Below are 18,315 nucleotides of genomic sequence, written 5' to 3'. Positions count from 1 at the left end.
GAGTTCGTGAATACCCCCTGGGGTATTCGCGTAGGTGCTCGGTGCGCGTTCTCACGAAGGGATTGCCGTGTTCTTCACGCAGTACTACCTCGACCGCCTCTCCCAGGCGTCGTACATGGTCGGCGACGAGAAGACCGGGCTGGCGGTCGTAAGTGACCCGCGCCGGGACGTCTCGGAGTACGTGGCCGACGCCGCCGCGCACGGCCTCACCGTGGTCGGCGTCGTCAACACCCACTTCCACGCCGACTTCGTGGCCGGCCACCTGGAGCTCGCGGACCTCGATCCTCGTCATCGCGATGAACTCCTTCGCCGGCCTCGCCGGGCACCTGTCGGGCGCGGCGGTCGACTGGCCGCTCGCCCTGACGGTGACGGTCACCGCGGTGGTGGGCAGCCTGGTAGGCGGCCGGATCGCGGGGCGCGTCCCCCAGGACGTGCTGCGCAGGGCGTTCGGCTGGCTCGTGGTCGTCATGGGCGTCTTCGTCCTCGCGCGCCAGCTCGACCCCACCCTCTGGACCCTCCCGGTCACATGGGCGACACTCGGCACCGTCCTCGCCGCCGCGGCCGCCACCTGCCTCCGGCGTCGGTCGTGCCGGCCTGCCTGAGGAGTCCGCGCATCAGGCCGCTCCCTTCGGATCATCCGATCGCGGCCTGGCCGGGCGCTGTCGAGCGGAGAAACACGGTGGTCCCGGCCCTGATACACCCCTAGCATCCGCCCATGACCGAAGACATCAGAACGGCAGACGACGAGCAGAACGCAGAGGTCGAAAGGGAGCTTGCCTGGCGGGCCAAGTCCGTCGGCCTCGCTGTACTCGACGTGGACGACGCGGAGCTCATGCACAGCTGGCGATCCGACCCTGTGGTCGCCCATCACATGGGTATCTGGCCACGCTCGCTCACCGCCGTGCGTGAGCGCATCGAGCGTGACATCGAGGACGACGACCGTGACGACTTCCTCATCCTCCCTCACGACGGCACGCCTGTCGGCCACGTCGCACTGACCGGCCAGAACATCGTCAACGGCACCGCCCAGGTCGAGCTGATGCTCGCCGCCCAGCATCGCGGGTACGGTCACGCCACCGCCGCCCTCGATGCTTTGGTGGACCTCGCCTTCGGCGAACTCCCGATGTATCGGGTCACGGCGGAAACCCACACCGACAACGCCCCCGCGCTCGCCGTCCTGGCCAAGTCCGGCTTCACCCGGGAAGGGATCAGCCGCGCCGCCTGCCTCCACCGCGGCCGCCGCCACGACCTCGCCGTGTTCTCGCTGCTTCGCCCCGAGTGGGAAGAGCTGGACCGTCCTCGCGCCTGGGATGCCTGACCCGCCGGAGAGCGTGTCCGACACTCGACCCGGCCAGGCGCCGCCACACTCCCTGCAGCATCGAGGAGACAGGCTCTATCCCTCCGCCCGATAGAGCGTCAGGCTCCCTCGGACGAACAGGTGGACGTAGCCGCACGACCGGCAGATGAGGCCGGTCGCCGACTCGTTGGCCCATGCCATGTTGAAGAGCTCCATCCCCGTGCTGTTCAGCTTCACCTCCCGCTCGCGGAAGACGTCCCCGCCGCAGATGAGGCACTGGACCTTCTTCTCCCCGACCGCCGCGTGCACATGCTTGGCCATGCTGTCTCCCCCTGATGGTTCTTCCGGCTTCCGGCATCGAACGCGCTTTCGCCAGTCCGGTCGCATCATCATGACATCCCGTCGACTGCCGGATCATTGCCGTGATCCGGCAGTCCTCGCCCGTCGACGATGCTGGTCGCCGCCCCGAGAGGGGCAGGACCGACCGCGTGAGCGGACGGGCGCCGGTCGTCAGGCGGGGACGGCTCCCAGCAGCCCGCCGTCGATCACGAGGTCCTGGCCGTTGACGTAGGACGCGTCGGTCGAGGCGAGGAACGCCACGGCCGCGGCGACCTCCTCGGGGCGTCCGAAGCGGCCGGCGACGATCCGGCCGGTCAGCGCTTCCGACTCCACCGTGCTCAGCGCGGCGGCGGGGTACATCGGGGTGTCGATGTAGCCGGGGCTGACGGAGTTGACGCGGATGCCGCGCGGCGCGAGCGCGGCGGCGAGGGTCCGGGCCAGATTGTGCACGGCGGCCTTGGTCGCCGAGTACAGGGTGAGGACGCTGTTCCCCCGGTGGAGGGTCCAGGACGCGTTGATGACGATCGAGCCTCCGTCCGCCAGCAGCGGCAGCGACTTCTGGATCGTGAAGAACACCCCCTTGAGGTTGACGTCCACGCCCAGGTCGAACTCCGGCTCGGTGACCTCCTCGAACGGCAGGAAGACGCCGGTTCCCGCGTTCACGAAGAGGCTGTCGAGGCGACCGTGACGCTCGCGGACCGTCTCCACCATGGCGTCCACCGCGCCGAGGTCGGCGACGTCGGCCACGACGCCCGATGCGCCGGGGCCGAGCCGGTGGACGGCGGCGTCCACCCGGGCTCGCGTGCGGCCCGTGACGACGACGTGGGCGCCCTCGGCGATGAGGCGGTGTGCGGTGGCCAGGCCCATGCCGCTGGTTCCGCCCGTGACGAGGACGGTCTTCCCGGTGAAGCGGTTCATGCCCGCGCTCCGATCAGGGTGTGCGTGATGTGGTCGGTGAGGTGGGGCATCCAGTCGGGGCGCGCGTTGCCGAGGAGATGGTCGCCGTGCGGGACGGACAGGTAGGTGCCGTGCGGGGCGAGACGCGCCAGGGGTTCGCCGTTCGTCACGCCCGGGATGACGTCCTGGCCTCCGTCCACGACCAGCAGCGGGGCCTCGATGCGGGGCGCGAGGTCGGTGAGGTCCACGCGGCCGGCGAACTCCCGTGCCGCGCCCGCCCCTCCGCAGCGTCGCGCCATGATGTCCCGTACGGGCTGCGGCAGTTCCGCCCAGTCCAGGCGGAGAGGCCCGCTGACCGTGGCGACCGCCGCGACGCGCGGCTCCAACGCCGCGCTGCGGGCGGCGAAATAGCCGCCCAGGCTGAGGCCGACGAGCCCGACGGACGCCACACCCAGCGCGTCGACGACCCGGCCCACGACCCGCTCGTAGTCCGCCGTCAGGGTCGTGGTGGCCGCGAGGACCCCCTGCCCGGGGCCGTCCATCGCGAACACCGCGAGGCCTCTGGCCAGCAGCGCGTCCACGAGATCGAGGAACTCCTCCTTGGCCGAGTCGAGGCCGGGGACGACGACCACGGTGCCGGGGGCGTCGGCGGGGCCGCGCAGCCAGCCGGTGAATCCCTCACCGGTCAGCCGCCGCGCACCGGGCTCCCGTATCTCCAGAGCCCGGCCCAGGGCCCGGTCCGCCGCCGCGGCGGCGGACCGGCCGGCCGCCTCCGCGGACGGCGCGAGGGTGGCGAGGTGGAACCACCTGGCCGCCGTCAGCAGGTACTCCCCCGTCGTGACGGACGATCCCGCGCCCTCCGCGCGCTCCAGGTACGCGAGTCCCGTGCCCACGAAGGACGGGCCCCAGTCGGCGACGGAGGTGAGACCGTCGGTGACCCGGCGGTACTCGTGGGGGTCGACGCCCGCGCCGGTGGCCCGGGTCCACTGGGCGGCGGCGAACTCGACTGCGCTCATCGTGTCTCTCCCGTCAGCAGGACGGCCTTGCCCCGGATCCTGCGCTCCCGCAGGTCGACCAGGGTCTTGGCCGTTTCGGTCCAGTCGGCGATCCGGCCGATCTCCGGGTGCAGCCGGCCGCGCTCCACGAGGCCGACCAGGGCCGCGAGATCCGAGGCGTACGGCGCGCCCGCGTAGTGGAAGTGCCGGATCGTGACGCGTTCGGGCCCGCCGAGCAGCCGGAAGAAGTCGAGCGTCACCGGGGTGCGGCTGGCCTGGCCGAACCAGACGAGCGTGCCGCCCGGGCGTACCTTCGAGAGCGCGACCGGCAGGTCCGGCCCTCCCGTGGACTCCAGCACGATGTCGAACGGCCCCTGGGCCGCCGCCACGTCGTGCACGACCCGAGCGCCCAGCTCGGCGAGCCGCTCGCCCCGCGCGGGTGTGGCCGTCACGGCGGTCACCTCGGCTCCGGCGCCCACCGCCAGCTCGGTGACGTAGTGGCCGACCCCGCCGGAGGCGCCGGTCAGCAGGACGCGCAGGCCCGCCGGCGAACCGGCCGTGCGCAGCAGGCGCAGGGCGGTGATCCCGGCCAGCGGCAGGGCCGCCGCCCGTACGCTGCCGAGGCCGTCCGGGAGGACGGCGAGGGAGTGCGTGGGCACGGCGGCGTACTCGGCCCAGCCGCCGTGCGCGGGGTGCCCGACCACGCGGGTGCCGATGGCGGGGCCCGTACCGTCGGCTGCCTCCTGCACGACGAGGCCCGCGACGTCCTTGCCCGGGAGCAGTCCGGGCCGGGGGTGTTCGAGGAGGAACGTCTCGCCGCGGTTCGGCGAGAACGCCTCGACCTTGACCAGCGCCTCACCGGGCTCGGGGACGGGCTGGGGGAGTTCGGCGAAGGCGACCGGACGCGCCGCCTCCCCCGTGGGAATCAGTCTTCGCATGGGCACGATGCAACCCCCGCGCCCGTCCCGCGGGCCAACAACAGACGGACGATGCCGACAACACTTGGTTGTCACCTATGGTGAGAGCTGTGGATCTCGACATGGCACAGGTCCGTGCCTTTGTACGCACCGCCGAGGAACTGCACTTCGGGAGAGCCGCCGGGACGCTAGGCGTCTCCCAGCAGGCGCTGTCCAAGCGGATCGCGCGGCTGGAGTCGCTGCTCGGTACCCGGCTGTTCGAGCGCGGCGGCAACGGCGTGCACCTCACCCCCGCCGGACGGCGTTTCCTCCCGCCCGCCCGGCAGGCGCTGACCGCCGCCGACAGCGCGGTCGCGGCGGCGGTGGGCGACGACCGCCCCCTGCGCGTCGATGTCTGGGGGCACCTCTACGCGCCGATGAGGACCTTGGCCCAGGTCGCGGGAGAGGCCGGGGAGTTGGTATCGGGGCACGGGCGCGACCTGCCGTCGGTGACGAACGCCCTGCTGCGCGGCGACATCGACGCGGCCTTCGGCCGGGTCCACCCTCCGCTGCACGCCGGTCTGACACACCGCCTGGTCCGCCTCGAACCGGTCGACGTCGTGCTCGGCGCGGACCACCCGCTCGCGGCCGAACCGGCGTTGCGCCCGGACCGGCTGCGCGGCAGCGTGCTGTGGGCACCCGGTGCGCTGGACCGGCTCGACTTCCTCCACCGGTTCGCCGACAGGTTCGGCATCCGCGACACGGGTACGAGTGTCAACCTGGGCCTCGCCCACCTCCTCGGCGAGGTGGCGGCGGACCCGCGGCGCTTCACGCTGCTGCCCGCCGACGTGCCCCTTCCGGAGATCCCCGGGCTCCGCTCGGTCCCGCTCGTCGACCCCACACCGCTGTACGCCTGGTCGCTGCTGTGGCGCACCGGCAGCGGGCACCCGGGGCTGAGCGGCCTCACGGCGGCCTGCGCCGCGGAAGCGGGCCGCAGCCGATGGCTCGAGTACGACCCCGCTCGCGATTGGCTGCCCGAGCCGCCCTCGTCGGCCGCGCCGGCCGCGTAAGACCGGCACTGAGCCCGGCGCTGAGCCCGGCGCTGACACCGGAGCGCTCCCGGCCCGCTGCTCGCGCACGGCTCCCTCACCGCGTCGCGACGACTCCCCGGAGCAGGGCCACGTCCACGTCCAGCAGGCTGCGGACCACGGTGCGGCGCGGCGCCGGGGTGATGGTGGTGGTGAGCGCCGGGACGGCCACGACCCCGCAGCCGGCTCCCTCCGCCGAGGCGATGCCCGTCGGGGTGTCCTCGACGGCGACGCAGGAGGCCGGGGCGGCGCCGAGGGCGGTCAGGGCCGCCAGGTAGGGGTCGGGATACGGCTTGGTGCGCGCGGTCTCGCCCGCCGCGACGGTCACCGTGAACCAGTGCCGGCCCAGCGCGTCGAGGACGGTGTCCACGACCTGCCGCGGCGAGGCCGAGACCAGTGCCGCGGGGATGCCGGCCGCGTGGATCTCCGCGAGGAGTTCCACGGCCCCGGGAAGGGGGACGACCTGCCCGCGTACGAGGTCCGTGAAGCGGCGCTCCAGCGAGTCGCCGATCGCCGCCGCCTCCCCGCGACCGTCCCCGCGGCCCTCCGCGCGGGCGGCGAGGTGCGCGGCGCAGTCCTCGACGGCGCGGCCGAGCACGAACGCGAGGTCGGCGTCCGTGAGGGCGATGCCCCGTCCGACGGCTTCCTCCTCGACCGTCCGCCGCCAGAGACGCTCGGTGTCGACGAGTGTGCCGTCCATGTCGAAGAGGACCGCTCGGAGTTCGGTGCGCACGGGCACGGGGGTGCTCCCTGGTGGTGGGCTCGGGTGAGGACGGTGACGTCCCCGCGCCCGCCCTGAGGACGGGCGCGGGGACGTACGGACGAGGATGGTGCGGTCGGTTCTCGGGGGTTTCCCTAGGCGAGCGGGCGGCACAGCAGGGCGTCGGGGACGCCGCCGTGGTTCCACTTCCAGGTGAAGGCGACGCCGGCGAGGTACTCGCCGTCGGCGCACTGGCCCTTGTAGTGGCCCGGTGCCCAGTCGCTGGCGTTCGAGCCGCCGGTGGCGGGCCGGTTGTCGCCCTGGTCGAACCAGAGCACGCGGCCGGTGGTGGGGAGGGAGGCGGTGGCGGGCGCGCACAGCAGGGCCGACATGGCGTTGTTGCGCGTGCTGTAGCCGACCGCGAAGGTGCGGTCGGGGCACTGGAGCTTGTTGTAGCCGCTCGCCCAGTCGCCCCCGGTGACGAACCGCTCGTCGGTCACGACGGTCCAGGGGCCGCTCGCCTTGGCCGGCTGCCCGGCGTCGGTGCACAGGCCCCGGCCGCCACTGCGGCCGAGGCCGACCAGCCTCTGGGTGTCCGGGCAGTTGCCCTTGCGGTTGCCCGGGGACCAGTCCGGCTTCGCCAGCATGGTGGCGGAGACGTCGTAGTCGGCGTAGTCGAGGTTGAGCATGTTCCAGCGCGGGGCAGGGGCGATCCGGCCGCTCCTGCCGGGGGCGTTCACGAGCTTGTTCCAGTCGGTGGCACGCCAGTCACCGGCGTCCATGACACCGAGCCGGGTGCCGTTCGCGCTGTAGTTGACCAGGGCCCAGTTGTCCTGCGGGATGCCGTTCGGGTCGGTCCAGCCGACGAGGGGCCAGATGGCGAAGTCGGTGTCGTTCTTGACCAGGATGTCGGTGAAGTGGGTGAACCAGGCGCGTTCCTTGGCGTCGATCTCCCCGCGCCCGGCGGCGCCGAACTCGCTGATCCACACCGGTGCGGTGAAGTGCTGGCCGGACCGGGTGACGAACAGCGCCTGGTCGTCGACGACCTGGGCGAGCTGTGCGGGGGTGAACTCCTCGTAGCGCGGGTCGTGCGTCTCGCCCGTGCCGGTGGCGCCGGTGTGGTTCGGCCCCGTGTAGCCGTAGAAGTGGGCCGCGTAGACGAGCTTGTCGGAACGGATCAGGGTGTTCGACAGGGTCGCGACGGGAGTCAACGTCGGGCGGCCGTGGGGCGTCAGGTCGGTGGGAATGCCCTGCCAGTTGATGCCCTCCATGACGACGAGCATGTCCGGGGCGGCCTGCAGGATCTTGTTGCCCGCTTCCTCCATGGCCTTGTTGAGGTCGTGGTCGTTGCCCCAGCCCCAGTTCGGGTCGTTCCAGGTGTCGCGGCGTACCTCGTTGCGCAGATCGGCTCCGACGACCCGCTTGTCCGCCTGGTAGCGCTTCACCAGGAACACCCAGTCGTCGATCCACTGCTGGGTGGACTGGCCGCTGTTCCAGCGCTCGTTGCCGTCCAGGCCGCAGCAGAAGCGGTAGCTGGTGGTGTGGTTGTTGAGGATGACGGCGAAGCCGTCGGTGGTCATGGCCGCGACGACGGCGTCGAGCACCTGGAGCGGGGTCTTGCCCTTGAGCTGGGGGTTGGCGGCCACGGCCGAGTCCGGGACGACGCTCGTGTCGCGGATCATCGCGTTGGCGAAGGGCAGCCGGATGCTGTTCAGGCCCAGGGCGTGGAAGTCGGCCAGGATGTCGGCGATCGGCTTCCGGTCCAGGCCGAGCGGGATGTTGTGCGACATCTGCCGCGCCTGGTGGTTGGCGACGTCGCCGACGTCGCCGCTGCCCTGCCAGGTGCCCTGGGCGCCGGCCCAGTTTCCGGACTTGAGCTTGAACCGGTCGCCGTCCGCGTCGACGACGTATCGGTCCCGGGTCGACAGGGGGGCGGTCCACGAGGCGGCGAGCTGGGCGCCGGTGAGGACCGGGGGCGGCGCCGTCCCCGTGTCCGCGGCGGCGTTGGGGGTGAGGGTGCCTAGGAGGAGCAAGGAAGAGGCCGCGAGGCCGGTGGCCGCGCGTCGGAACAGGGCGAAGCGGGGTGTCACAAGGACTCCTTGGAGGTGGAGGGGGGTGCCTGCCTTGTGCGTGGGGCGGGAAGGGGCTTTGAGGGAGGACGCCATGAGCGATCCCCCACAGCGGGCGCGGTGACCAAGGGCTGTGGGTGATCTCGAAACACGGGAGCAACGTAGAGCAAATAAATAACTTCTTCCAGTATTGATTAGGGAGTTGAGGTCGCTCTACGCTCAGCCCCGCCTCCGTGCCCATCACGTCAGGGGACTCCTCCGTGCGCGCCACGCTCCCGCCCGTCACCTTCGATCCCGATCTCCGCCTCGCGTCGCTGCGGACGCCGAACAGCCTGTACGCGCTGCGCGTCGGCGCCGACGGCAGCCCCCGGCACCTGTACTGGGGCGCTCCGCTCGACACCCTCGCCCTCACCGCGCTGCCCGAGGCGGCCTCCCCAGCGGCCGGCAGTTTCGAGGCCGACGCCGCTCCCGACGAACTCGCGCCGCAGACCGGGGCGCGGTTCGGACCGGCCGGAGTTCAGATCCGCTTCGCCGACGGCACCCGCGGCACGCAGTGGCGATTCGCCGGCCACACCGTGGACGGCGGGGAACTCCGGCTGCACCTCGAGGACCGGCACCGCCCCCTGCGGACGGACCTCTGTTACCGCGTCCGGCCCGACACCGACGTCATCGAGCGCTGGACGGAGTTGACCCACACCGGAGCCGCCGGCGGTCCGCCGGATCCGGTCACCGTCGGCCGGCTGGACTCGGCCGCCTGGACCGCTCCCCCGCTGTCCGAGTACCGGCTGAGCCATCTGACAGGCGGCTGGAACAGCGAGTTCCAGCTCCAGCGCGACCGTCTGCCCGTCGCCGAGACCGTGTTGACGAGCCGTCGGGGACTCACGGGTCACCATGCGAGCCCGTGGCTGGCGGTCGACGACGGCACCGCGACCGAGGAGGCGGGCGCGGTGTGGAGCACCGCGCTCGCCTGGAGCGGGAGTTGGCGGGTGACCGTCCACCGCGACCCGGTCGGCCGCACCACCTGGACCGGCGGCTTCGGTCACGAGGGGATCGCCTGGACCCTGCTGCCGGGCCAGACCCTTCGCACACCGGCGTACGCGGGCCTCTACTCCCCCGACGGCTTCGGCGCGGCCAGCCGAACCTGGCACGCGTACGTACGCCGGCATGTGCTGCCGGAGCCCGAGCGGGACCGGCCGGTGCTCTACAACTCGTGGGAGGCCACCGGATTCGACGTCGACGAGGCCGGGCAGCTCCGCCTCGCGCGGCTGGCGGCCCGTGCCGGCGCCGAGCTCTTCGTCCTGGACGACGGCTGGTTCGGCACGCGCCGCGACGACCGGTCCGGGCTCGGCGACTGGACGCCCCGCAAGGAGGCCTTCCCGGGCGGGCTGCGGCCGCTCGCCGACGAGGTGCACCGCCTGGGCATGGACTTCGGGCTGTGGGTGGAACCGGAAATGGTCAACCGCGACAGCGAGTTGTACCGGTCCCATCCGGACTGGGTCCTCCACGCCCCCCGGCTCGACGCGACGGAGCTGCGCAACCAGCTGGTGCTGAACTTCGCCCGGCCCGAGGTCGAGGAGTGGGCGCTCCGGACCCTGGACCACCTCGTGCGCGCCCACGACGTCGACTGGCTCAAGTGGGACGCCAACCGGCCCTTCACCGAGGCCGGCTGGGGCGGGCACCCCGACCCCGACCGCCTGTGGATCGACCACACCCGGGCCGTCCACCGGATCATGGACCGGCTGCGCGCCACCCATCCCGGTCTGCGGATCGAGGCGTGCGCGGGCGGTGGGGCGCGCGTCGACCTCGGCATGCTGGCTCGCACCGACCAGGCCTGGACCTCGGACAACACCGACCCGGTCGACCGGATCGGCATCCAGCACGGTTTCGGTCAGCTGTTCCCCGCCACGGCCATGGCCGCGTGGGTCACGGACAGTCCCAACCCGGCCACCGGCCGGCGGACCCCGCTGCGTTTCCGCTTCCATGTCGCCATGGCCGGGGCGCTGGGGCTGGGCGGTGACCTGACGTCCTGGTCCGAGGAGGAACTCGCGGAGGCCGCCGAGCTCGTCGCCCTGTACAAGGAGATCCGCCCGCTCGTCCAGCGGGGACACCAGCACCGGGTCGCGACGGGCGGACCGGTGACCGCCGTCCACTACGCGGCCCCGGACGACAGCGAGCACGTGATCCTCGTCTGGCGCCCCACCACCCGCTTCGGCCACCGCCCCGACCCGGTGCGGCTGCCGGCCCTCGATCCCGAGGCGCACTACCTCGACCCGGAACGGGACCACGTCCACAGCGGGGCCGTGCTGGTGCGCCGGGGCATCGACCCGCGGCTACCGGCCGGCGACTACGCCAGCGGCCTGATCCGGCTCCGCCGCGTCAGCCCCTGACCGGCCCGCTCCCCTCCCCTTTTCCTCACCTCCCTCCCATCCGCTCCACGACAACCTGGACCACTCCATGAACACTGCCACGGACACCGCCCGCGTCCTGGTGATCGGCATCGACGGCGTACGCCTCGACCTGCTCCCCGCACTCGACACCCCCCATCTCGACGGCATCGCCCGCGCGGGCTTCCTGGCGCCCGTCCAGGTGGACGACGAGACACCCACCATGTCCGGACCGTGCTGGACCACCATCGTCACCGGCGTCGGCGTCGCCAAGCACGGCGTGTGGGCCAACCGCTTCGACGGCAACCGGCTCGACCTCTTTCCCGACTTCACGACCCGCCTCGCCGCCGAGTGCGGGCGCCGGACCTTCGCCGTCGGCGGCTGGGCACCGCTCTTCCTCGCCCGGCAGGGCGGTCCGCTGTTCGTCGCCCCCACCCGGCTCGGCTACGTCGCTCCCCGCGAGGACACCCCCGAGGCGTGGGAGGAGGTGGACGAGAGGGTGACGGCCGACGCGGAACACCTCCTCGGCCTGGACGAGGAGCTCCACGCCGGCTTCGTCTATCTCGGCGCCGTCGACGAGACCGCCCACTTCCTCGGCTGCGGCGAGGAGTACCGCCGGTCGATCGAGGCCGCGGACCGCCGTCTGGGACGGCTCCTCGCCGCCGTACGCGATCGGCCCGGCCACGCGGCGGAGCAGTGGACGATCATCGTGGTGACGGACCACGGCCACCGCGACGAAGGAGGCCACGGGGGCCGCAGCGAGCTGGAGCGCACGGCCTGGATCGCCGCGAGCGGCCCCGGGCTGCCCCCCGGCGCCGTGCCGCCGGCCCTCCACCACACGGATGTCGCCGCGCATGTCTACACGGCCCTCGGGATCCCGCCCGACCCCCACTGGACCTTGGACGGCGCCGCTTTTCACAGCCCTCACCGCCGACACGTCGGGGGAAATCCGCCCGAGCGTCGGAAGTTGACAGCAGATCACTAAAAGTCAGGCATTACTGGGCGCATTGATGGATGACTCTGCTCAATCCTGAGTACAAATCCGCTCGGGAGAGTTCCGAACCGATCAAGATCGGTTCTATAGTTCCGTCGTTCAACCTTCTTCCCCCGTGTGCCTGCTCTCGAGAGTCTGGTTGATGTCGGCGTCGCCCACCCCGTTCCGCCCTGCCCTGATCGCCTCCCTGCTGACACTCGCCGCGGGTGGTGCGCTCGCCGTGGCGGCGACGACCGCGGCGCCGGCCGGGGTTCGCCCCGCGCTCGGCTGGTTCGCGGCGTGCGGAGTCCTGTTGCTGTCCGCCTCGGCCTTCGCCGTCACCTGGTACGCCCGCACGGCGCGGGTGCTCGCCCGGCGGGCGGAGGTCCTGGCCGCCGAACTCGCCTCCCGTGACGCCTACACCGGCCGGTACAAGGCCACCGCCGAGCGCGAGGCGGCGGCGCTCACGGCGCGGTACGAGGAGGAGGCCGCCGATTCGGCGGCCCGGCACACGGCGCGTACGGAGGAGCTCGTACGGTCGCACGCGTCCGAGACGGCACAGCTCCGCGCGACACTGGCGGCGGACACCGAGCGCCTCGAAGGCCGGCTGCGCCGCGCGGAGTCCGCCCGGTCCGCGGCCATGGCCGCCGCCGCCAACGCGGCCGGACGGATGCAGGCCCTGGCCACGAGCATGATGGCCGACCTCCGGGACATGGAGCACCGGCACGCCGACGAGGACGTCCTCACCGACCTCCTCCACCTCGACCACCGCACCGCCCAGGCGGGCAGGCTCGCCGACTCCATCGCCGTACTGACCGGAGCCCGTTCGGGCCGCCGCTGGACGCGCCCGATCGTCATGGAGTCGATCCTGCGCGGCGCCATGGGCCGGATCGGCGGCTACCAGCGGGTGCGGCTGCACTCCGGCAGCGAGGCGGCGGTGACCGGTCACGCCGCCGAGGGCGTCATGCACGCCCTGGCCGAGATCCTCGACAACGCCGCGAACTTCTCCCCGCCCAACGCGGAAGTGCACGTGTACGTGGAGGAGGTACCGGCGGGCCTCGTGATCACCGTCGAGGACAGCGGTCTCGCCATGAGCGACGTACAGCTGAGGCGTGCGGAGGCCGCCGTCGGCTCGGCGGCCCAGGACCTGGCCGGGCTCTCCGGCACCCGCCTCGGCCTGCACGTGGTCGGCCGGCTGGCGCGCAAGCACGGCCTGACCGTGTCCTTCCGCCCCTCTGCCCGCGGGGGCACCGGCGTCCTGCTGATGATCCCTCAGGAGCTCATCAGCCGCGTGCCCGAGGAGCGGACCGGCGCGCCCGCCGAGCCGACCCCGCCGGTCGCCGGCCGCGCGGTGACCGCCCCGGCCGCCGAGCGAACGCCGCCTTCCGCCGAACGCCCCGCACCCGCGTCCGGGCCGGCCCACGAACCCGAGACCACGCACGAGCCCGTCCACGACGGCGCCCCCGCCGCGTCCGGCGCCGAGGAGGCGCCGGACGGGATCGTCCTGCCCCGCCGCCGCCGCGGCCAGACCCTGGCCGCCCAGCTCAAGGCCGGGGAGGCGCCGGCCGAGCCGCGCCAGGAGGCACCGCGCACCGGCCCGGCCGCCGCGGCCCCGCCGCGCTTCGGCAGCTTCCACCGGGCCGTGCGCGGCGCGGGAGGCCGCGCGGCCGACGACCGGCCGGCCGACACGTCCGTACCGTCCGACCCCCAGGACCCGGCGGCCGCACCACACCCGTCGGCCTCCTCGAACTCCCCGTATTCGGAAGGCAATCCGCGATGACCGGCACCACCACCGACGAGAAGCTCAGCTGGCTCCTGGAGGGCCTGCTGGAACGCACCCCGGGCACCCGCCACGCCCTGGTGCTCTCCCGCGACGGCCTCAAGCTCTGCCGTACCTCCGAGCTCTCCGTCGACCAGGCCGACCAGCTCGCCGCGATCTCCGCGGGCATCCAGAGCCTGTCGCACGGTGCCTCCGTCGAGTTCGGCGACGGCACGGGCGGGGTCCGCTCCGCCATGGCCGAGTTCTACGGCGGCATCCTCTTCATCGTGGAGGCGGGCGACGGCGCCCACCTCGCCCTCGTGGCCGACGAGGACGCCGACGCCGGACTCGTGGGCCACAACATGACGGAACTGGTCGAGCAGCTGGGCGAGCACCTCGTCGCCAGGCCCCGGGGATGAGCCGGGCCAGGCCGGGCCGGGACGACTCGCCCGACCGCCTCTACACCGTCACCGGCGGTCGTACCCGCGCCGGGTCCGACGCCTTCGACGTGGTGACGCTGGTGGTCTCCGAGAGCGACCCGGTCCCCGGCATGCAGTCGGAGCACGCCGCGATCCTGCGCATGTGCCGGTTCCCCACGGCGGTCGTCGAAGTGGCGGCCGGGCTCGGCCTGCCCGTGTCGATCACGCGGATCCTCCTGGCCGACCTGCACGACACCGGCCGGATCAGCGCACGGCATCCCCGGCCCTCGTACCGCCTTCCCGATCACGACATCCTGGAGCAGGTGCTCGTTGGACTCCGTAGCCTCTGACATTTCTGACGTCTCCGACGTCCCTGACGTCTCCGAAGCCGCTGAATCGTCACACCGTCAGACCCTGCGCAGCACCGCCGACAACGGGCTGAAGATCGTCATCGTCGGCGGATTCGGAGTCGGCAAGACCACCCTGGTCCGCTCGGTCAGCGAGATCCGTCCGCTGAACACCGAGGAGACGATGACGCAGGCCGGCGAGCACATCGACGACACCGGCGGCGTCGCCGCGAAGAAGGCCACCACCGTGGCGTTCGACTTCGGCCGGATCTCCCTCGACGCGCGCAACGTCCTGTACCTGTTCGGTGCCCCCGGCCAGGAGCGGTTCTGGTTCCTGTGGGACCGGCTCTTCGCCGGCACGCTCGGCGCCGTCGTCCTCGTCGACACCCGGCGGCTCTCCGACTCCTGGTACGCCGTCGACCGGCTCGAACACCACGGCACCCCGTTCGTCGTCGCCTGCAACGACTTCGGCGGCCCCGCCCACACCCCCGACCAGATCCGCGAGGCCCTCGACCTCGCCGACGAGGTCCCGCTGGTCTTCTGCGACGCCCGGTCGCGCGAGTCCGGCAAGCAGGTCCTCATCTCGCTCGTCGAGCACCTGCGCACCCTCGTCACCTCGGCCCCGCGGTCGATCCCGCAGCCGATCCCGCAGACCGTTCCGGAGCCCATGCTGTGACCCACCCCGCGTACCCACCCGTCCCCCTGAGCGGCCCCCGGTTCCAGACCGACCCCGTCGAGCTGTACCGGCGGATCCGGCGCGAGCACGGCGCCGTCGCCCCGGTCGTGCTCGACGGCGACGTGCCCGCCTGGCTGGTCCTCGGCTATCGCGAGCTGCACCAGGTCACCAGCGACCCGGTCCTCTTCTCGCGCGACTCCGAGCTGTGGAACCAGTGGGACGCCATCCCCGCGGACTGGCCACTGCTGCCCATGATCGGCCGCAAGCAGCCGTCCATCCTCTACACCGTCGGCGAGCGGCACCGCGAGCGGGCCGCCGTCATCTCCGACGCGCTGGAGGCCGTCGACCCCTTCGCCCTGAAGGAACGGGCCGAGCGGTTCGCGGACGAACTCATCGACGGGCTCTGCGGCAAGGGCGCCTGCGACATCATCGCCGAGTACGCGATGCTGCTGCCGGTACGGGTCCTCGCCAGCATCTACGGCTTCGCCGACGAGCAGGGACCGGCCCTCGTGACCGCCCTCAACGACATGATCAACGGCCAGGAGGGGGCCCTGGCGGGCCAGCGCCATCTCGCCGAGTCCATGTTCGCGCTGCTCGCGGCCAAGGCCGAGACGCCCGGTGACGACGTCGCCTCGCGCATGGTCGCCAACACCGCCGGCTTCTCCGTCGAGGAGGTCGCCCAGGACCTCATGGTGATGCTGGCCGCCGGTCACCAGCCGACCGCCGACTGGATCGGCAACTCGCTGCGCCTCATGCTCACCGACGACCGGTTCGCGGCCTCCCTCTCCGGCGGCCGCCACAGCGTCGGCGAGGCGATGAACGAGGTCCTCTGGGAGGACACCCCCACCCAGAACGTCGCCGGCCGGTGGGCCTCGCGCGACACGCACCTCGGCGGGCGCCGGATCGGCCAGGGCGACCTGGTCCTCCTCGGCCTGGCCGCCGCCAACTCCGACCCCCATGTCCGGGCCGACTCCGGCGCCCTCACCGGCGGCAACAACGCCCACCTCTCCTTCGGACACGGCGAGCACCGCTGCCCCTTCCCCGCGCAGGAGGTCGCCGAGACCATCGCCCGGACGGGCATCGAGGTGCTCCTCGACCGACTGCCGGACGTGGACCTCGCGGTGGCGGAGGACGGCCTCACCCGCCGCCCGTCCCCCTGGCTGCGGGGCCTCACCGCGCTCCCCGTGACGTACACCCCGACCCCCGCCCTTGGAGCCTTCGCATGAGCTGCCCGTACGACCACACCGCCGCGCCCGACGCCGACGTGATCGTCCTCGATCCCTTCGTCGCCGATCTCGACGCCGAGAGCGCCCGCCTGCGCGAGGCGGGCCCGCTGGCCCGCGTCGTCCTGCCCGGCGGCGTGCCCTGCTGGTCCGTCACCCGCCACGCCGAGGCCCGGAAGCTCCTCACCGACGCCCGCCTGGTCAAGGACATCGACGTGTGGGGAGCCTGGCAGCGCGGCGAGATACCGATGGACTGGCCCCTGATCGGCCTGGCCAACCCCGGCAAGTCGATGCTGACCGTGGACGGCGAGGAGCACCGGCGGCTGCGCACGCTCGTCGCACAGGCGCTGACGGCGCGCCGGGTGGAGCTGCTGCGCTCGCGCATCGAGGCCCTCACGACCGAGAGCCTCGACCGGCTCGCGGAGCGGCCGGCCGGCGAGGTCGTGGACCTGAAGGCGGAGTTCGCGTACCCGCTGCCGATGAACGTGGTCAGCGAGCTGATGGGCGTCGACCAGGCCGACCACCCCGTCATGAAGGCCCTCTTCGAGAAGTTCTTCTCGACGCAGACCCCGCCCGAGGAGGTGCCGCAGATGATGGCGGACCTCGGCGCCCTCTTCTCCGGGATCGTGGCGGCGCGGACCGCGCAGCCCGGCGACGACCTCACCAGCGCGCTGATCGAGGCGTCGGAGGGCGGCGACCGGCTCAGCACGGAGGAGATCACCAACACCCTCCAGCTGATGGTGGCGGCCGGCCACGAGACGACGATCAGCCTGATCGTCAACGCGGTCGTCGCCCTGGAGACCCACCCCGAGCAGCGCGCCCTGGTACTGAAGGGCGAGGTGCCGTGGGAGAACGTCATCGAGGAGACCCTGCGCTGGTCGACGCCCACCTCGCACGTACTGATCCGGTTCGCGAGCGAGGACATCGAGGTCGGCGACCGGGTCCTGCCCAAGGGTGACGCGCTGATCGTGTCCTTCGGCGCGATCGGCCGGGACGAGGAGCAGCACGGTGCGACGGCGGGGGCGTTCGACGTGACCCGTACGCCGAACCGGCACATCGCCTTCGGCCACGGTCCGCACGTCTGCCCGGGAGCGGCGCTGTCCCGACTGGAGGCCTCGGTGGCACTGCCGGCGCTGTACGCGCGCTTCCCGGAGCTGCGGCTCGCGGTGCCGCGCGAAGAGCTGCGGAACAAGCCGGTCGTGACGCAGAACGACCTGTTCGACCTGCCGGTGTTCCTGGCCTGACCCGGCCCGGGGATTCCTTCTGTCGGGCGGGCCGCGGCCCGCCCGACAGAGGGGATGATCTGGTGTCCAAGGGGGGACTTGAACCCCCACGCCCGATAAAGGGCACTAGCACCTCAAGCTAGCGCGTCTGCCATTCCGCCACTTGGACCAGGTGAGTGTCGTGACGCGGAGTGACCCCTGCGGCGACAGAGATCAATCTACCAGCACTTCGGAGTGCTCTTCACCCACGTTTCCCGTGGTCAGAGCCGTGCGGCCACACAACCGTCCGATTACTCCACGTCATGGACGTGCTGCGGGACGTGACGGAGAGTGCTTCACTGGCGGTATGCCTTTCGCTCACTACGGTGTGCTCGCGGGAACCCTCCACCGCCACTTCCGCGACCAGCCCGACAACCAGGGCCGCTGGTTCCACATCAACCTGGAGGTGGACGCCCCCTACGGGCGCTACCACTGCGCCGTCGACGTCGACAGCCACAAGTCCAACGTGGGCGTGCAGTGGAAGAGCTTCACCGTGGACGCCGCCGCCCTCGGCCCGGCCGCGGCGCTCGCCCCGGGCTATCACGAGCTCGCCTCCGCACCCGACTCCGGCGCCCTGGACTATCTGCGCCACCCGGAGCTGACGGACCGTACGGGAGTCCTCTTCCAGCGCCGCCCGCCCACCTGGCTCCAGGAGCTCCTGGACCTGCTCGGTTCGCGACCGTGGCACGCCGGGTCCAACATCGACGCCGCCGCCGCGCTGGAGGCGGTGCTGGTGCCGGGGCAGCGGGTCCTCGTCTTCGGCGAGCCGTTCACCGACGATCCCGAAGGCGACCTCGGCATGCACAACATCCACCAGAACCAGGGTGATCCGGCGGGCTCGCAGTGGTGGCCGGAGAACGGGATCTGGCAGGACGGCGCGACGCTCGCCCGGCGCGACGACGGGAAGTACGACGTCTTCCTGAACAAGTTCTCCAGCCAGGCGGGCCACACGGACAGCGGGGGCCACCCCGTCGGGTGACCCACCGCCGAA

The 18,315-nt window shown here is 72.4% G+C and carries 18 protein-coding genes, 1 tRNA gene and 1 pseudogene; 13 read left to right on the top strand and 7 right to left on the bottom strand.

Going from position 1 to position 18,315, the window contains the following annotated elements:
* Positions 1-67: 67 nt before the first annotated feature.
* From SGA01_RS42075 to SGA01_RS15685, 3 genes and pseudogenes are all read left to right on the top strand, one after another.
* A pseudogene (locus tag SGA01_RS42075) lies at positions 68-277 on the top strand (MBL fold metallo-hydrolase); the annotation flags it as partial.
* A gap of 19 nt (positions 278-296) precedes the next feature.
* The gene (locus tag SGA01_RS15690; RefSeq protein WP_141297112.1) at positions 297-602 is read left to right on the top strand and encodes a sulfite exporter TauE/SafE family protein; all 306 of its coding nucleotides are present in this window, start codon (positions 297-299) and stop codon (positions 600-602) included.
* 113 nt (positions 603-715) lie between these two features.
* Entirely contained in the window at positions 716-1,318 is a 603-nt protein-coding gene (locus SGA01_RS15685; protein WP_141297111.1) for a GNAT family N-acetyltransferase, read from the top strand.
* Positions 1,319-1,393: 75 nt separating this feature from the next.
* Here the strand turns inward: SGA01_RS15685 and SGA01_RS15680 are convergent, their stop codons facing one another.
* The 4 genes from SGA01_RS15680 to SGA01_RS15665 form a co-directional block, all read right to left on the bottom strand.
* Positions 1,394-1,618 (bottom strand): hypothetical protein, encoded by a 225-nt coding sequence (locus tag SGA01_RS15680; protein ID WP_141297110.1) that lies wholly within the window; start codon positions 1,616-1,618, stop codon positions 1,394-1,396.
* Between the two features lie 189 nt (positions 1,619-1,807).
* Entirely contained in the window at positions 1,808-2,554 is a 747-nt protein-coding gene (locus SGA01_RS15675; protein ID WP_141297109.1) for an SDR family NAD(P)-dependent oxidoreductase, read from the bottom strand.
* Complete coding sequence (locus SGA01_RS15670) at positions 2,551-3,549, bottom strand: alpha/beta hydrolase family protein (RefSeq protein WP_141297108.1); 999 nt, start codon at positions 3,547-3,549, stop codon at positions 2,551-2,553. The genes SGA01_RS15675 and SGA01_RS15670 overlap by 4 nt, the downstream gene beginning before the upstream one ends.
* Complete coding sequence (locus SGA01_RS15665; RefSeq protein ID WP_141297107.1) at positions 3,546-4,466, bottom strand: zinc-binding dehydrogenase; 921 nt, start codon at positions 4,464-4,466, stop codon at positions 3,546-3,548. Before SGA01_RS15665 ends, SGA01_RS15670 begins: the two co-directional genes overlap by 4 nt.
* Before the next feature lie 89 nt (positions 4,467-4,555).
* Here SGA01_RS15665 and SGA01_RS15660 point away from each other — a divergent pair, with 89 nt between their 5' ends.
* Entirely contained in the window at positions 4,556-5,494 is a 939-nt protein-coding gene (locus tag SGA01_RS15660) for a LysR family transcriptional regulator (protein WP_141297106.1), read from the top strand.
* A gap of 76 nt (positions 5,495-5,570) precedes the next feature.
* Here SGA01_RS15660 and SGA01_RS15655 read toward each other — a convergent pair whose 3' ends face one another.
* A complete protein-coding gene (locus tag SGA01_RS15655) occupies positions 5,571-6,251 on the bottom strand; it encodes an HAD family hydrolase (protein ID WP_229918466.1) in 681 nt (226 codons plus the stop codon).
* Positions 6,252-6,367: 116 nt separating this feature from the next.
* On the bottom strand, positions 6,368-8,302 hold the full coding sequence (locus SGA01_RS15650; protein ID WP_229918465.1) for a glycoside hydrolase family 5 protein: 1,935 nt from the start codon (positions 8,300-8,302) through the stop codon (positions 6,368-6,370).
* A gap of 239 nt (positions 8,303-8,541) precedes the next feature.
* On the opposite strand from SGA01_RS15650, the gene SGA01_RS15645 reads away from it, so the two are divergent.
* From SGA01_RS15645 to SGA01_RS15610, 8 genes are all read left to right on the top strand, one after another.
* Positions 8,542-10,668 (top strand): alpha-galactosidase, encoded by a 2,127-nt coding sequence (locus SGA01_RS15645; RefSeq protein WP_141297135.1) that lies wholly within the window; start codon positions 8,542-8,544, stop codon positions 10,666-10,668.
* A 67-nt stretch (positions 10,669-10,735) separates the two neighbouring features.
* Complete coding sequence (locus tag SGA01_RS15640; protein WP_141297104.1) at positions 10,736-11,650, top strand: alkaline phosphatase family protein; 915 nt, start codon at positions 10,736-10,738, stop codon at positions 11,648-11,650.
* A 151-nt stretch (positions 11,651-11,801) separates the two neighbouring features.
* Positions 11,802-13,418, top strand: a complete 1,617-nt coding sequence (locus SGA01_RS15635) for an ATP-binding protein (RefSeq protein ID WP_141297103.1) — start codon at positions 11,802-11,804, stop codon at positions 13,416-13,418.
* Positions 13,415-13,816 (top strand): roadblock/LC7 domain-containing protein, encoded by a 402-nt coding sequence (locus SGA01_RS15630; RefSeq protein ID WP_055639735.1) that lies wholly within the window; start codon positions 13,415-13,417, stop codon positions 13,814-13,816. Before SGA01_RS15635 ends, SGA01_RS15630 begins: the two co-directional genes overlap by 4 nt.
* Positions 13,813-14,166: a DUF742 domain-containing protein gene (locus SGA01_RS15625; protein ID WP_024757394.1), complete on the top strand. Its 354-nt coding sequence runs from the start codon at positions 13,813-13,815 to the stop codon at positions 14,164-14,166. The genes SGA01_RS15630 and SGA01_RS15625 overlap by 4 nt, the downstream gene beginning before the upstream one ends.
* A 64-nt stretch (positions 14,167-14,230) precedes the next feature.
* Positions 14,231-14,839, top strand: a complete 609-nt coding sequence (locus SGA01_RS15620; RefSeq protein ID WP_229918471.1) for a GTP-binding protein — start codon at positions 14,231-14,233, stop codon at positions 14,837-14,839.
* Positions 14,836-16,065 carry a cytochrome P450 gene (locus tag SGA01_RS15615; protein ID WP_141297102.1) on the top strand — a complete coding sequence of 410 codons (1,230 nt, stop codon included), beginning with the start codon at positions 14,836-14,838 and terminating at the stop codon, positions 16,063-16,065. The genes SGA01_RS15620 and SGA01_RS15615 overlap by 4 nt, the downstream gene beginning before the upstream one ends.
* On the top strand, positions 16,062-17,306 hold the full coding sequence (locus SGA01_RS15610; RefSeq protein ID WP_141297101.1) for a cytochrome P450 family protein: 1,245 nt from the start codon (positions 16,062-16,064) through the stop codon (positions 17,304-17,306). The genes SGA01_RS15615 and SGA01_RS15610 overlap by 4 nt, the downstream gene beginning before the upstream one ends.
* 60 nt (positions 17,307-17,366) lie before the next feature.
* On the opposite strand, the gene SGA01_RS15605 is transcribed toward SGA01_RS15610, so the two are convergent.
* Positions 17,367-17,454: transfer RNA gene (locus SGA01_RS15605), tRNA-Leu, on the bottom strand.
* Positions 17,455-17,631: 177 nt separating this feature from the next.
* Here SGA01_RS15605 and SGA01_RS15600 point away from each other — a divergent pair.
* Positions 17,632-18,303, top strand: coding sequence for a DUF2278 family protein (locus SGA01_RS15600; protein WP_141297100.1), 672 nt, complete (start codon positions 17,632-17,634; stop codon positions 18,301-18,303).
* Positions 18,304-18,315 lie beyond the last annotated feature (12 nt).

This window comes from Streptomyces gardneri (assembly GCF_006539185.1).
In the GTDB taxonomy this organism is placed as follows: Bacteria; Actinomycetota; Actinomycetes; order Streptomycetales; family Streptomycetaceae; genus Streptomyces; species Streptomyces gardneri.
The sequence above is the reverse complement of the archived record's forward strand: the minus strand, read 5'-3'. Positions and strand labels throughout refer to the sequence as shown.

Coding starts and splice junctions, on each gene's coding strand:
- SGA01_RS15690 (WP_141297112.1), top strand. CDS start 297: ATGAACTCCTTCGCCGGCCTCGCCGGGCACCTGTCGGGCGCGGCGGTC.
- SGA01_RS15685 (WP_141297111.1), top strand. CDS start 716: ATGACCGAAGACATCAGAACGGCAGACGACGAGCAGAACGCAGAGGTC.
- SGA01_RS15680 (WP_141297110.1), bottom strand. CDS start 1,618: ATGGCCAAGCATGTGCACGCGGCGGTCGGGGAGAAGAAGGTCCAGTGC.
- SGA01_RS15675 (WP_141297109.1), bottom strand. CDS start 2,554: ATGAACCGCTTCACCGGGAAGACCGTCCTCGTCACGGGCGGAACCAGC.
- SGA01_RS15670 (WP_141297108.1), bottom strand. CDS start 3,549: ATGAGCGCAGTCGAGTTCGCCGCCGCCCAGTGGACCCGGGCCACCGGC.
- SGA01_RS15665 (WP_141297107.1), bottom strand. CDS start 4,466: ATGCGAAGACTGATTCCCACGGGGGAGGCGGCGCGTCCGGTCGCCTTC.
- SGA01_RS15640 (WP_141297104.1), top strand. CDS start 10,736: ATGAACACTGCCACGGACACCGCCCGCGTCCTGGTGATCGGCATCGAC.
- SGA01_RS15635 (WP_141297103.1), top strand. CDS start 11,802: ATGTCGGCGTCGCCCACCCCGTTCCGCCCTGCCCTGATCGCCTCCCTG.
- SGA01_RS15630 (WP_055639735.1), top strand. CDS start 13,415: ATGACCGGCACCACCACCGACGAGAAGCTCAGCTGGCTCCTGGAGGGC.
- SGA01_RS15625 (WP_024757394.1), top strand. CDS start 13,813: ATGAGCCGGGCCAGGCCGGGCCGGGACGACTCGCCCGACCGCCTCTAC.
- SGA01_RS15610 (WP_141297101.1), top strand. CDS start 16,062: ATGAGCTGCCCGTACGACCACACCGCCGCGCCCGACGCCGACGTGATC.
- SGA01_RS15600 (WP_141297100.1), top strand. CDS start 17,632: ATGCCTTTCGCTCACTACGGTGTGCTCGCGGGAACCCTCCACCGCCAC.